Annotated in this window: 8 protein-coding genes; 3 read left to right on the forward strand and 5 right to left on the reverse strand. The window is 65.5% G+C overall.

Translation table 11 applies throughout. From position 1 onward, the window contains the following. Positions 1 to 3 precede the first annotated feature (3 nt). Positions 4 to 4170: a DNA-directed RNA polymerase subunit beta gene (gene rpoB / locus MRBLSP13_RS05325; protein WP_363739449.1), complete on the reverse strand. Its 4167-nt coding sequence runs from the start codon at positions 4168 to 4170 to the stop codon at positions 4 to 6. A 361-nt stretch (positions 4171 to 4531) separates the two neighbouring features. Here rpoB and MRBLSP13_RS05330 point away from each other — a divergent pair, with 361 nt between their 5' ends. Then, on the forward strand, positions 4532 to 6865 hold the full coding sequence (locus MRBLSP13_RS05330; protein ID WP_363753168.1) for a TonB-dependent receptor: 2334 nt from the start codon (positions 4532 to 4534) through the stop codon (positions 6863 to 6865). Here the strand turns inward: MRBLSP13_RS05330 and MRBLSP13_RS05335 are convergent. Continuing rightward, positions 6845 to 8044 (reverse strand): MFS transporter, encoded by a 1200-nt coding sequence (locus tag MRBLSP13_RS05335; protein WP_363753171.1) that lies wholly within the window; start codon positions 8042 to 8044, stop codon positions 6845 to 6847. The genes MRBLSP13_RS05330 and MRBLSP13_RS05335 overlap by 21 nt on opposite strands. Positions 8045 to 8169: 125 nt before the next feature. On the opposite strand from MRBLSP13_RS05335, the gene MRBLSP13_RS05340 reads away from it, so the two are divergent. Continuing rightward, entirely contained in the window at positions 8170 to 9267 is a 1098-nt protein-coding gene (locus MRBLSP13_RS05340) for a helix-turn-helix transcriptional regulator (protein WP_363753174.1), read from the forward strand. 19 nt (positions 9268 to 9286) lie between these two features. Here MRBLSP13_RS05340 and MRBLSP13_RS05345 read toward each other — a convergent pair whose 3' ends face one another. From MRBLSP13_RS05345 to MRBLSP13_RS05355, 3 genes are read right to left on the reverse strand one after another with little or no spacing between them, the layout of a single operon-like run. Continuing rightward, on the reverse strand, positions 9287 to 10621 hold the full coding sequence (locus MRBLSP13_RS05345; RefSeq protein ID WP_363753177.1) for a cell wall hydrolase: 1335 nt from the start codon (positions 10619 to 10621) through the stop codon (positions 9287 to 9289). A 30-nt stretch (positions 10622 to 10651) separates the two neighbouring features. Then, a complete protein-coding gene (cysK, locus tag MRBLSP13_RS05350; protein ID WP_363739458.1) occupies positions 10652 to 11569 on the reverse strand; it encodes a cysteine synthase A in 918 nt (305 codons plus the stop codon). Further along, positions 11566 to 12870 carry an MFS transporter gene (locus tag MRBLSP13_RS05355; protein ID WP_363739460.1) on the reverse strand — a complete coding sequence of 435 codons (1305 nt, stop codon included), beginning with the start codon at positions 12868 to 12870 and terminating at the stop codon, positions 11566 to 11568. The genes cysK and MRBLSP13_RS05355 overlap by 4 nt, the downstream gene beginning before the upstream one ends. Positions 12871 to 13078: 208 nt before the next feature. Between MRBLSP13_RS05355 and MRBLSP13_RS05360 the strand changes: the two genes are divergently transcribed. Continuing rightward, complete coding sequence (locus MRBLSP13_RS05360) at positions 13079 to 13369, forward strand: hypothetical protein (protein WP_363753180.1); 291 nt, start codon at positions 13079 to 13081, stop codon at positions 13367 to 13369. Positions 13370 to 13522 lie beyond the last annotated feature (153 nt).

A 13522-nucleotide genomic window follows, 5' to 3' on the forward strand; every position in this document is an offset into this window, starting at 1 on the left:
CCCTTATTCCGCCGCCTGCGCGAAGCCGTCGCCGTCTTCCTCGACCTCGTCCATCGCGGCGAGTTCGACGTTGAGGCCCAGCGAGCGCATTTCCTTGACCAGCACGTTGAAGCTTTCGGGGATGCCGGCCTCGAACGTGTCGTCGCCCTTGACGATCGCCTCGTAGACCTTCGTACGGCCGACCACGTCGTCCGACTTCACCGTCAGCATTTCCTGCAGCGTGTAGGCGGCACCATAGGCCTGGAGCGCCCACACCTCCATTTCACCGAAGCGCTGGCCGCCGAACTGCGCCTTACCGCCCAGCGGCTGCTGGGTGACGAGGCTGTAGGGGCCGATGGAGCGTGCGTGGATCTTGTCGTCGACCAGGTGGTGCAGCTTCAGCATGTAGATGATGCCGACAGTGACCTTGCGGTCGAACTTGTCGCCCGTGCGCCCGTCGAACAGGTCCGACTGACCCGACGAGTGCAGGCCGGCCAGCTCCAGCATCGCCGACACGTCCGCTTCGCGGGCGCCGTCGAACACCGGGGTCGCCATCGGCACGCCGCGGGCAAGATGTTCGGCAAGATCGACGATCTGCTCGGCCGTGCGGCCTTCGATCTGGTCGGCATATTGCGGACCATAGGTCTCAAGCAGACGGGTCTTGACCGCATCCGGCATCTCGCCGCCCTGCGCGTTCGGATTGGCTTCACGCCAGTCCTCCAGCGCATGCTTGAGCTGCTGGCCAAGGCCGCGGGCAGCCCAGCCGAGATGCGTCTCGAAGATCTGCCCCACGTTCATGCGCGACGGCACGCCCAGCGGATTGAGCACGATGTCGACATGGGTGCCGTCCTCCAGGAACGGCATGTCCTCGATCGGCAGGATGCGCGAGATGACGCCCTTGTTGCCGTGACGGCCGGCCATCTTGTCGCCCGGCTGCAGCTTGCGCTTCACCGCGACGAAGACCTTGACCATCTTCAGCACGCCCGGGGGCAGTTCGTCGCCGCGCTGCAGCTTGTCGACGCGATCCTCGAACTTCTCGACGATCAGCTTCACCGCTTCGTCATACTGCGCCTTGACGGCTTCGATGCCGGCCTGGCGGGTATCGTCAGCGACCGCGAACTTCCACCATTCATGACGCTCGACTTCGCCCAGCAGGGCCTCGTCGATCTCGATGCCCTTGCGCACGCCCTTGGGTGCGGCGGTGGCCGTCTGGCCCAGCAGCATTTCCTGGAGGCGGTTGAAGGTCGCGCGGTTGAGGATGGCGCGTTCGTCCTCGCGGTCCTTGGCGAGGCGGTCGATTTCCTCCCGCTCGATCGCCATGGCGCGCTCGTCCTTGTCGATACCGTGGCGGTTGAAGACGCGGACTTCGACGACGGTGCCAGCAACACCCGGCGGCAGACGCAGCGACGTGTCACGCACGTCGGACGCCTTTTCACCGAAGATCGCGCGGAGCAGCTTTTCTTCCGGAGTCATCGGCGATTCACCCTTGGGGGTGATCTTGCCGACCAGGATATCGCCCGGCTCCACCTCGGCGCCGATATAGACGATGCCCGCCTCGTCGAGGTTGCGCAGCGCTTCCTCGCCGACGTTCGGGATGTCGCGGGTGATGTCTTCCGGACCCAGCTTGGTGTCGCGGGCCATGACCTCGAACTCCTCGATATGGATCGAGGTGAAGACGTCGTCCTTCACGATCCGCTCGGAGATCAGGATGGAGTCTTCATAGTTGTAGCCGTTCCAGGGCATGAACGCGACCAGCGTGTTGCGGCCCAGCGCCAGCTCGCCGAACTCGGTCGACGGACCGTCGGCGATGACGTCGCCGGCCTCGATCAGGTCGCCCACCTTCACCAGCGGACGCTGGTTGATGCAGGTGTCCTGGTTGGAGCGCTGGAACTTCTGCAGCGTGTAGATGTCCACGCCCGACTGGCCGGGTTCGATGTCGCCGGTGGCGCGGATCACGATACGGGTCGCGTCGACCTGGTCGATAATGCCCGCACGGCGAGCGGCAATCGCGGCACCGGAGTCCCGCGCAACCGTGCCTTCCATGCCGGTGCCGACGAACGGCGCCTCGGCCCGGACCAGCGGCACGGCCTGACGCTGCATGTTCGATCCCATGAGCGCGCGGTTGGCGTCATCGTTTTCCAGGAACGGAATGAGCGACGCCGCGACCGACACCAGCTGCTTGGGGCTGACGTCCATCAGGGTGATGTGGTCCTTGGGCGCCATCAGGAACTCGCCCGCTTCACGCGCCGAGATCAGGTCTTCGGCCAGCGTGCCGTCGGGGTTCAGTTCGGCGTTCGCCTGCGCGATGGTGTGCTTGGCCTCTTCCATCGCCGACAGATAGACGACGTCGTTCGTCACCTTGCCGTCGATCACCTTGCGGTAGGGCGTTTCGATGAAGCCATATTTGTTTACCCGGCTGAACGTGGCCAGCGAGTTGATCAGGCCGATGTTCGGGCCTTCGGGCGTTTCGATCGGGCAGATACGGCCATAATGGGTCGGGTGAACGTCGCGGACTTCGAAGCCGGCGCGCTCGCGGGTCAGACCGCCCGGCCCAAGCGCCGACACGCGGCGCTTGTGGGTGACTTCCGACAGCGGGTTGGTCTGGTCCATGAACTGCGAAAGCTGCGAGGAACCGAAGAACTCGCGCACCGCGGCCACGGCGGGCTTCGCGTTGATGAGGTCGTTCGGCATCACCGTCGACACGTCGACGCTCGACATGCGCTCCTTGACGGCGCGTTCCATGCGCAGCAGGCCGACGCGATACTGGTTTTCCAGCAGCTCGCCCACCGAACGCACGCGGCGGTTGCCGAGATTGTCGATATCGTCGATCTCGCCCTTGCCGTCCTTCAGGTTCACCAGTTCCTTGACCACGGCGAGGATATCCTCGGTGCGGAGCGTGGTGACGGTATCCTCGGCGTCGAGGTCGAGGCGCATGTTGAGCTTCACGCGGCCCACGGCCGAGAGGTCATAGCGCTCCGGATCGAAGAACAGGCCGGCGAAGAGGGCTTCGGCGGTTTCCTTCGTCGGCGGTTCGCCAGGGCGCATCACGCGGTAGATGTCGGCCAGCGCCTGATCGCGTTCCTCGGCCTTGTCGGCCTTCAGCGTGTTGCGAATCCAGGGGCCGGTGGTGACATGGTCGATGTCGAGCAGTTCGAGACGGTCGATGCCCGCCTTGTCCAGCTTCTCGAGATTCTCCGGCGACACTTCGTCGCCCGCCTCGATGTAGATTTCACCGGTCGACTCGTTGATCAGGTCATAGGCGCTGTAGCGGCCATAGACTTCCTCGGTCGGGATCAGCAGCGTTTCCAGGCCGTCCTTCTCCGCCTTGTTGGCGGCGCGGGGCGAAATCTTGTGACCGGCGGCGAACACGACCTCGCCCGACTTGGCATCGACGATGTCGAAGGCCGGCTTCTGGCCGCGCCACGCCTCGGCGGTGAACGGGATCTGCCAGCCGCCTTCGCCGCGGACGAAGGTCACCTTGTTGTAGAAATAGCCCAGCATGTCCTCGGGCGTCAGGCCCAGCGCATAGAGCAGCGCCGTCACCGGCAGCTTGCGCTTGCGGTCGATGCGGACGTTGACGATGTCCTTGGCGTCGAATTCGAAGTCGAGCCACGAACCGCGATAGGGAATGACGCGGGCGGCGAACAGATATTTGCCCGAAGAGTGGGTCTTGCCCCGGTCATGGTCGAACAGAACGCCCGGCGAACGGTGCATCTGCGACACGATGACGCGTTCGGTGCCGTTGACGATGAAGGTGCCGTTCTGCGTCATGAGCGGCATGTCGCCCATGTACACATCCTGCTCCTTGATATCCAGGACGGAGCGGGTTTCGGTGTCGGCGTCCACCTCGAACACGATGAGACGCAGCGTGACGCGCATCGGCGCCGCATAGGTGATGCCGCGCTGGCGGCATTCCTCGACGTCATATTTCGGGTCTTCCAGCTCGTAATGGACGAAATCCATTTCGGCGGTGCCGGCGAAGTCGCGGATCGGGAAGACCGAGCGCAGGGTCTTTTCCAGGCCGGAGACATAGCCGATCGAGGGGTCGGAACGGAGGAACTGCTCATAGCTCTCCCGCTGGACTTCGATCAGGTTGGGCATCTGCACCACTTCGTGGATGTCGCCGAATACCTTTCTGATGCGCTTCTTCGCGCCGGTATTGCTGATCGTGGGGAGAGCTTTGGTCGCCATTGCGTATCCTGCCTGGTTGTTCGTCGCATTTTTTCGCATCGCAGCGAAAATTCAGCCTGGCCTGTCGATTTCCGGGGTGATTCGCCCCTTCATCGCCACGCAAAAAAGTGCGGGCCGGGACTGTCCGATCCGCACTGTCAGCGTCTTGTGACCCGCCGTTTTCGCCCAATCCCGCCGGTTCCGTGCGCTAAAAACGAAACCAGTCCCCGGGCGATCCGGGGGACGGTCCCAACTTCACCCGAAGGCGTTGCAGGGGCCGGATTTGAACAGCCCATATAGGACCGGCACCGTCCTTTGTGAAGGGGGTAAGCGCCTGATTCCGACTGGTTGCCGCATCAGGTCGTTGCTGTAGAGAGATCGGGTGATTCCCGCCCGCTTTCAACCCCTTCCATTCCTGGCGCGCCTGTTCGTGCATATGTGCTGCCCGTTCGCGCTGGCCGTGGCGGCACCTGTCATGGCGCAGGAGGACGAAGCCGGGCGGCATGCGGTCGACCCAGGGACGGTCCTGGTCACCGCACGCCGCGTGGCCGAGGCGGAGCAAAGCGTTCCGATCAGCCTCGTTCGCCTTGATGCGGTCGAACTGGAACGGCGCGGCATTGCCCGGCTGGCGGATCTGAGCGGCGTCGTGCCTCAGCTCAGCACGCCGACATTGGGCGCGTTCGGTGCGCAGCAGCCGATCATGCGCGGCGTCTTCTCTCCCATCGGGGCCGCGACGGTCGGCCTCTATGTGGATGATGTCCCGGTCCAGATCCGGTCGCTGGAGGTGGCGGGCAATCCAGACCTGCGCAGCTTCGACCTCGATCGGGTGGAGGTGATGCGCGGGCCGCAGGGCACGCTGTTCGGAGCCGATTCCATGGGCGGCACGATCCGCGCCCTGACCCGGCAACCCCGGCTGGAGGGTGGGGAACTGCGCGCCAGCGGCGAACTTGCGTCCGTCGCTGGAGGGGGGCTGAACCGGGAGGCGCAGGCGGCGCTGGGCGGCGCCCTGTTGCCTGGCCGGATCGGCGCGCGCGTCAGCGCTTATTATCGCCGCGATGCGGGTGTCGTCGATCGGTTCGATCCCGCGTCGGGCGCGCTGATCGAGAAGAATGTCGATCATGACGCGGCGATGGCCCTGCGTTTTGCCGCCAAGATGGCTTTTGGCGAGTGGCTGGAGCTGACGCCGTCATTATTCTACCAGCGGACGGCAAGAGGCGACCAGCCCTTTTACGAAAGCAGCCTTGGCCCCTTCCGTCAGTCCGCCAGCCTGCGTCAGCCGGGTCGCGACCGCTACCTGCTGCCCAGCCTGACAGCGCGGCTGGAACTGGACGGCGCCACGCTCACCAGCGTCACCGCATGGCTGGATCGCCGCAACCGCCAGATCGTCGACTATTCCGGATATTTCGGGGAGATCGTCCTGGGCGGCATGATACCCGGCATCCGCACGCCGGGCGGCAGCTATAGCCGGACGACCGTCGACCAGTCCGTTTTCACGCAGGAGCTGCGCATGGCTTCGGCTGACCCGCAGGCGCCCCTTCGCTGGCTCATCGGCGGTTTCTACAGCCGGTCGCGGATCGTCATGGAACAGCGTGTCGTGGAACCGGGCATCGCCGATCTGGCGCAATCGCAGCTCGGCCTGTCGATCGAGGAGATTTTCGGCCTGCCGCTTCTTCCCGGCGGACAGAGCTATCATAGCCGCCAGCAGATCGGTGAGCGTACGCTGGCGGCTTTCGCGCAGGCGAACTGGACATTCGCGCCCGGCTGGGAGGCGACGGGCGGCCTGCGTCTGTCGCATGATCCATTGCGCTTTCGCCTGATGTCGGAAGGGCCTTTTGCCGGCGGCCGCAACGTCACCGGGCCAAGGCGTCAAAGCGACACGCCCCTCATCCCCTATGCCAGCCTGTCGTGGCGGCCGGGGAAAGACAGCCTGATCTATCTGAGCGCGGGCAAGGGCTTTCGCGCCGGAGGGACCAATGGAACGGTGCCGGCGACCAGTTGCGCCGCCGATCTTTCGGCTCTGGGCCGTGCCGCCGCGCCGGACAGCTATGGCTCGGATGCGCTCTGGAGCTATGAGCTGGGGGTGAAGGCCGGCTTGGCCGATCAGCGGCTTCGCCTGTCGCTGGCGGCCTTTCGGATCGACTGGCGACGGATACAGCAGTCCGTTACCTTGCCCCATTGCGGCTTTTCCTATGTCGATAATCTGGGCGCGGCACGGAACCGCGGCGTTGAGCTCGCCCTGCAGGCCGAGCCGTTGCGGCGGCTGGCGCTGGATTTCTCCCTTGGCTTCGTCGATGCGCGTTTCCGCCGCAATGTCGGCCTTCCCGGCGCGGCGATCGTCGCCGTGGGGGACCGCATTCCCTATGTGCCGCGTTGGTCCGCGACAATGGCGGCGGAATATGGCCTGACCCTGCCGGGGCGTCTGGAAGGATTCGTCCGGACCGAATGGCGGCATGCGGGGCGCATCCGCCGCGCGCCCTCGACCCGGTCGATCGCCTATGATCCGCGGGTCTATGCCGGCGAGGCAAGCGACCTTCTGTTCCTGCGCGTCGGGCTGGGCCGCGACGGCTGGCAATTGTCGGTTTTTGCCGACAATCTGCTCGACAGCAGGACGCCGCTCTATCGCAATGCGGATCTGGTGCCGGTGACCGGATCACCGCTGCGCGAAATGGCGCAACGGCCGCGCACCCTTGGCCTGTCAGCCAGCATCGGCCTTTGATGGGCGCACCGATGCGATCAGAGGCGCCGCCGCCAGCGCCAGCGCGGCGTAAACCGATATGGGCAGGGCATAGCCGCCGCCCGCCGCGCGCATCTGGTCCGTCCAGAGCGGCGCGAGCGCGCCCAGCAGGCTGACGACCGCGGTGTTGAGGCCAAGCAGTCGCGGAAACGCTTCGGCTTCTGTCAATTCGGCCAGCAGCATCGATCCCGACTGGCCCGGCAGCGCGCTCCCGACCCCCCAGAGCAGGACGAACAGCCAGACGCCCGCCCCGTCCCTCATGCCGGCGCCCAGCAGTGTCGCGGTTCCCAGCGCCAGCAGCAGCGCCGTTGCGAGCAGGCTCCGCCGTGCGCCAAGCCGGTCCGCCAGCATGCCACCCGTCAGCAGCGCCGGCAGGCCGAGCAGATTGGCGCTGCTATAGGCCAGCACCGCACTGGACTGGCCGAAGCCCTGTTCCATCAGCCTGTCGACCGCCGCGAACAGCACTCCGTTGATGGCAAGCTGCAACAGGGTCAGCGCCAGCAGCAGCCGGAGGAAGTTCGCGTTCAGCAGGGCAGGGCGGATCGGGTTCCTATCCGCCGGTTTGCCCTCCGCGTCCGTCCGCTGGCCCGGGACGAGCAGGACCAGCGGCGGGCAGGCCAGCAGGATCGCCCCGACGCATAGCAGCATGGCGATGCGCCAGTCCCAATGCGCCATGGCGGCACCGACGAATGGCGGCACGATCGCGCCCGCGATGACGGCGGCGCCCAGGAAGACCGCGAGGGCCAGGCCGCGCCGTCGCGCATGATGCCGGGTGATGACGGCAATGCCCGGCACGATGGTCGATGCGCCGACGCCAAGGCCCGACAACGCCATGCCGGCCATCAGGGCAGGCCGCTGTTGCGCCATGGCCGCCAGCGCGAAACCGGATGCGCTGAACAGGATGCCGGTCAGCAGCAACGGCCGGATGCCCAGCCTTTCCAGGGCCCAACCGGCCGCCAGGCTGGCAAGGCTCATCGCCAGCAGGAACAGGGTGATGCCGCCGCCGACGCTTCCGAAATCGGCTGCCATGCCGGGCAGGAGCACGCCCAGCGACATCAGTGTGCAGCCTTGCACCAGCAAGGTGATGGCCGCCAATGCGAAGACCGGAAGCCAGCCGCCGTCTGTTGAACGGCCGGGGAGGGGGGGCGGATTGCGCGGCACGGCGGCAGCATTATCTGATTTTTCAGCGATTTGAATGGCCGAATGTCTGATCTGTGCAATGCGGCAAAGCAGAGTTGCGTATATTCCGCGTCGAGGGGGAAATTGGTAAATTTTGGGGCAGGGCTGTGATCCGCACGGAGGATATCTACGACGCTGCGATCGATGATGCGGCGTTCGGCCGGCTGGCTTTGACGCTGGCCGATGCGCTCGGTGCCCGTTCGGGCGTCCTGCATTGGGGACGTACCCCCCAGCATATCGCCGAAATTTCCTATTCCGGCTATTTTTCCGAAGCGCAGATGGCGCTTTATGACGAAGAGTTCCAGGGCGACGACCTATGGGGTATCGCGCTGGAGCGGGCCGAGACGGTCAATCGCGTCTGGAATGTCGAGGCTCTTGTTCCGGCCCCGACCTATGAGGCCAGCCGGATCTACAATGAGTGGATCAGGGGAATGGGCGACGACACCTTCCATTGCCTGGGCGGCGTGATCCAGAAGGATGGGACGACGGGGCATATCGGCCTGCATCGCGGCCGCGCGCAACAACCTTTCAGCGAAGCGGAACTGCGCGCGGTGCAAGACAGTATCGATCATATCGGCCGCATGTTCGCGATCCGCAGCAAGCTGGACCGCGCGCGCCATTATGGCCGGTCCCTGCACGCGACGCTCGACATGGTGGGTCATGCCGTCTTTACCCTTCGTCCCAATGGCGCGCTGATCGACTGCAATCATCTGGCCGACCTGCTTCTCCGCCGGGGCGACGCGCTCAGCTTGCGCCAGCGACAGCTGAAGGCGCTTGATCCGCGCGACGATGAAGCGCTGCAGACGGCGTTCCGCGCGGCGGCGGCGCGGCAGGGCGGGCAGGCAAGCGCCATCTTCGTCCACCGCGACCAGGGCCTGCCTTATGTGCTCTCGATCGCCGCGCTGCGGGTCGGCATGGAACGGCAGATCGTCGTCATCGCCACCGATCCCACCGACCGGGACATGAGCCTCGCCAGCCGCATCCGCGCGCTCTACGGCCTCACCAAAGCGGAGGCGGATGTGGCCGAGGCGCTCTGCCGCGGGCAGGGACTGGAGGAACTGTCGCAGGAGCGCGGCGTGGCGCTCAACACGGTGCGGACGCAGATCAAGAACATCTATGTGAAGCTGGACTGCAGCCGCCAGTCCGAACTGGTCGCCCGCATAGGCGCGCTGCCGCGGCTCGGGATATTCGACGAAACGGAATAGGAGAGGACCCAGTCCCGCTTCAGGGCTTGGCAGGAGTCGTGACGGCCGGCGGGGGCGGCGTGATCTTCACCACTTCAAACCGCTCCTTCCGGCGCACGCCCGCCAGTTCCGGCGCAGTGGCGGGCGGGGGTGGAGCCGCCGCCTTCGGGTTCCGCTGAAGCATGCATTCATCCTTCTTGCCGCGCGGGGTCTGAAGACAATTCCAGAGCGCGCGCTGCAACCCCGTGGCGCTGTTGTGGATATAGGCGAAGGCCATGCTTTCCATCTGGTCGCCCGACAAGGGCAGGCCGCCCGGCGCGGTTCCCATCCGCCACGCCATGATCCGGCATTCCGGGCGTCCGGCGCAGAAGGTCTGCGCCATGGCGGGCCAATTGTCGGGGGAGGTGGCACGTCCCAGCTCGACCAGGAAGCTCCTGGCCCCCGGCGCGATGGCGATCAGCCGCACGCCGGCCATTGTCCGGCCCAGCGAATCCGTCCCGATCATCTGCTGGGGCCGGGCGGCGAGATCGGCCACAGTGCCGCCAGCCAGGACGAGCGGCGACGGGCCGGCAGGCGCATCCGGATCCCCCTGATGCGCGGCTGAAAGGCGCGCAATGCGCTGCACCAGCGGTTCGCCGTCCTCGCCTGCCCGGCGGAAGGCGGGGGGCGTCCCCCACCAGCCACGCCAGCGGAAGAAAAGATGCGAGCCTACCGCCGTGATCTTGTCCAGACTGCCGCTCCAATAGGGCACGACCCAATCGGTGTGGTAATGGGTGGCATAGCCGACTGGCTTGTACACCTTGCCCGCCAGTGCTGACCGCGCAATGTCCCGCGCCCTTTCCCAGGCCGCCTGCGTTGGCGATCGGGCAAGCGCGCCGTCGCAGGTGAAGGTGAACTGACACCCCGTAGCGCGTTCCTGCCCCTGGAAGACCACGCCGCAGACCGTCTTGGGAAAGGCGGGATGCCGTACGCGGTTCAGCACGACCTGCGCGACGGCACGCTCGCCCACGGCATCGTCGCCAGCCTCATAGAGTTGCGCGGCGGCCAGACAGTCCGTGGCGCGGGCGAAATCGATGGGCGAGCCGGAGAAAAGGAAGGGCCGCGCCGCGGGGTTGGGAAGGCGGGAAAAGGGGATGGTGGCGTTGAACGCCCGCGCCTGATCACGGCCCAGCGCATAGATTTCCGTCGGCGCCACCACGGGTGGCGGGCTTGGCGCGTGCGCGGGCCGCACCGCTGCGGCCGCTTCCCGCCGCGGCTTGCCCAGGGGTATGCGCGTCTCCCACATGGCGACGAAAGCCGGAAGGCCGACGAACAGCATGAGCCAGAGCAGCCACATCAGGCGATGCGGCTGGCTGGTGAGATGTGTGTCGGTCATGCCCGGTCCGGCTCTCGCCTGCTTCCGGCTTTATTCGGGCAGGAAGTCGGGCACCGACAGATAGCGTTCGCCGGTGTCATAATTGAAGCCCAGAACGCGGCTGCCCGCCGGCAGTTCCGGCAGCTTCTGGTGAATGGCGGCCAGCGTCGCGCCGGACGAAATGCCGACCAGCACGCCTTCCTCCCGCGCGGCGCGGCGGGCGAACTCCTTGGCGTCGGCGGGATCGACCTGGATCACGCCATCCAGCAACTGGGTATGGAGGTTCGCCGGGATGAAGCCCGCGCCGATGCCCTGGATCGGGTGCGGGCCGGGCTGCCCGCCGCTGATGACATGGGACAGGGTCGGCTCGACAGCATAGACCTTGAGGTGGGGCCAAAGCTGTTTCAGTACCTGCGCGACGCCCGTGATATGGCCGCCGGTGCCGACGCCCGTGATCAGCGCGTCAAGCGGCGCGTCGACGAAATCCGTGGCGATTTCCTGCGCGGTGGTGCGCACATGCACGTCGATGTTCGCCGGATTCTCGAACTGCTGGGGCATCCAGCTATTGGGCGTCTGGTCGACCAGCTCCAGCGCGCGCTCGATCGCGCCCTTCATGCCCTTCTCACGCGGCGTCAGGTCGAAGCTGGCGCCATAGGCCAGCATCAGCCGGCGGCGTTCCAGGCTCATGCTCTCTGGCATGACGAGGATCAGCTTGTACCCCTTGACCGCCGCCACCATGGCCAGTCCGACACCGGTGTTGCCGGACGTCGGCTCAATGATGGTACCGCCCGGTTTCAGGTCGCCCGACGCCTCGGCCGCTTCGATCATGGCGAGGGCGATTCGGTCCTTGATCGATCCGCCGGGGTTGGAGCGTTCGGACTTGATCCACACTTCGGCGTCGCCGAACAGCCGGTTGACGCGGATATGCGGCGTGTTGCCGATGGTTTCCAAGATACTGGATGCCTTCATTGCACTTTCTCCTGCGTGGGCTCGGCCGCCCTTGTTTCGGGTGGGTCGAAGGTACGGGCAAGGCGGAGTTCTGGAAAGAGCTTCGCCCAGATAAGCGTGATCATTATGGCGCCGATGCCGCCGCCGATCACCGCCGCGACCGGGCCGACCAGCGCGGCAAGGAAGCCGGACTCGGCCTCGCCCAGTTCATTGGAGGCGGAAATGGTGAGTTGCGACAGGCTGGACACGCGGCCGCGCATCTGGTCGGGCGTGTGGAGCTGGATCAGCGATTGGCGGACATAGACCGACACCATGTCAGCCGATCCCAGCAGGATCAGCGCACCGATCCCGACTTCCGGCGCAATGGCGCGCGGCAGGAAGGCGGTGGAACCGAAGATGATGGTGGCGATGCCGAACAGGATGACCGCGCCCAGCATCTTGAGCCCCACCTCCGTCTTCATCGGGCGAAAGGAAAAGAAGAGCGCGGTGACGCCCGCGCCGATGCCGGGCGAGGCGGCAAGATGGCCCAGGCCCGCCGATCCGACATGCAATATGTCGCGGGCATAGACCGGCAGCAAGGCGGTCGCGCCGGCCAGCAGCACGGCGAACAGGTCAAGCGTGATGGTCGCCAGCACCAGCCGGTTGGTGCGGACATAGGTCAGGCCGTCGATCATCTGGCGCACCGGGTGGCGGGTGGCATCGCGGGGCGGCTGGGGAACGGGACCGATCAGCAGCATGCAGAGCAGGGCGACGGCATACAGGCCCGACGCCATCGCATAGGCGCCCCAGGGCTGCATGGCATAGGCATAGCCGCCCAGCGCCGGACCGGCGATCATCCCCGTCTGCCAGACGACGCTTGAAATGGCGATGGCGTTGGGCAGCACCTCGCGGGGCACCAGATTGGGGGCGAGGGCGCTGTAGGCCGGACCATTGAAGGCGCGGGCAACACCGACGATCGCCGCGATGCCGAAGATCAGCGGCAGGCTGACCCAGCCCTGATAAGTCGCAAAGGCCAGGGTTCCCGACGCCAGCACCAGCAGAAACAGGGTGCAGCGGGTAATCATGCGGCGGTCGAAATGGTCGGCCACCCAGCCCGTCACGGGAGTCAGGAAGAAGAGGGGCAGGAACTGGGCCAGCCCGATCAGGCCAAGCTGCGCGGAAGCCGCGCCCGTGCTCATCGTCTCGCGCGCGACATTATAGGCTTGCCAGGCCAGCACGATCATCATGCCATATTGCGCCAGCACGGCCGTCAGCCGACCCAGCAGATAAGCCCGAAAATTGCCGAAGCGCAGGGGATGGGCGGGAATGGAGGGACTTCGCATGCGCTCTCCTTAGCGCTTGCACAATGATCCCCGCAACCACAGCGACAACGGAAAGGCGCAGCAATATTTGGGGCGGTGAAGGCTTGGCTTTAGGCGGCGTGGAGGGTGTTGGGACGGGAGGTTTCGACCAAAAGTTGCCCTTCATATCCCTTGCAGCACGCCCCTAAACCGGACAAAGATCAAGCGCTTGATGAGAGCGGGGAAGGGCATGAAAGCGGCGTTCTGGCGTTTTGCGCATCGGCGATATCAAGGTCGGAAGCCCATTCTTCTCACGGATATAGCCGCTTTTGTTTGGTTTACCCTTTTTGCGCTCGTTTATGGTGGCGCACTTGCGAAGGGATGGCTGCCGTCCACAATTACAGAAGCTGTAGTTGGCATAGTGCTGATCGGCGCGCCCTTCACCGTGGGAGTTTTTCACCGCCGTATTCGGATCGAGGCAGCGAAAGCGCCCGATGCCCTTTATAGAAAACGGGTCGAGACAAGCCGCAATTCCAATTAGCCGACCGAGGTCGACCACTTGCGGACCAACGCCTACGATGAGACATTGCCTTTCATGAGCGATCTTCCGCGATATTGGAGCCTTAAAACGCGGAAGCCGCTGCATCCGGTAATTCCAACGCGGGCGAGGGAATGGCTCTTGTTCTTTGCGGCT

This window comes from Sphingobium sp. LSP13-1-1.1 (assembly GCF_040676415.1).
In the GTDB taxonomy this organism is placed as follows: domain Bacteria; phylum Pseudomonadota; class Alphaproteobacteria; order Sphingomonadales; family Sphingomonadaceae; genus Sphingobium.

Coding starts and splice junctions, on each gene's coding strand:
- rpoB (WP_363739449.1), bottom strand. CDS start 4,170: ATGGCGACCAAAGCTCTCCCCACGATCAGCAATACCGGCGCGAAGAAG.
- MRBLSP13_RS05345 (WP_363753177.1), bottom strand. CDS start 10,621: ATGACCGACACACATCTCACCAGCCAGCCGCATCGCCTGATGTGGCTG.
- cysK (WP_363739458.1), bottom strand. CDS start 11,569: ATGAAGGCATCCAGTATCTTGGAAACCATCGGCAACACGCCGCATATC.
- MRBLSP13_RS05355 (WP_363739460.1), bottom strand. CDS start 12,870: ATGCGAAGTCCCTCCATTCCCGCCCATCCCCTGCGCTTCGGCAATTTT.
- MRBLSP13_RS05360 (WP_363753180.1), top strand. CDS start 13,079: ATGAAAGCGGCGTTCTGGCGTTTTGCGCATCGGCGATATCAAGGTCGG.